We start from the raw sequence: 450 nt of genomic DNA on the forward strand, positions 1-450 counted from the left end.
CGGGGGTGGCCGCCACCTGCCGCAACACCCGCACATACCGGGCCACGATCGCCTCGACCGTCGCCCGATCGAACAACTCAGTCGCGAACTCCACGAACCCAGCCAATCCCGCACCGTCGGGGGCATCGTCGATGTTGAACCACAGATCGAAGCGGGATGTCCCCGGCGAGCAGAAGATGGGAGAGATGCCGATTCCGGGCAGCGCGATCACCGGTGAGGTGTTGTTCTGGAAGGCCAACGCCACCTGGAACAGTGGATGATGCGCGGCCGAACGCACCGGATTGAGCAACTCGACCAGCAACTCGAACGGCGCGTCCTGATGGGCGTAGGCCGCCAACGCTTTCTGTCGTACCTGCCCGAGCAGGTCGGTGAACGAGTCCCCCGGGGTGACGCGTGCCCGCAACACCCACGTGTTGACGAAGAACCCGACCAGCTCGGTCAACGCCTCCT

The 450-nt window shown here is 64.9% G+C and carries 1 protein-coding gene; it reads right to left on the bottom strand.

The features are described from left to right. A partial coding sequence (locus ACX4ZE_RS23115) for a condensation domain-containing protein (RefSeq protein ID WP_480275574.1) occupies positions 1–442 on the bottom strand: 442 nt, incomplete at its 3' end. Between the last annotated feature and the right edge of the window lie 8 nt (positions 443–450).

The organism is Nocardia sp. TBRC8007, from assembly GCF_056629435.1.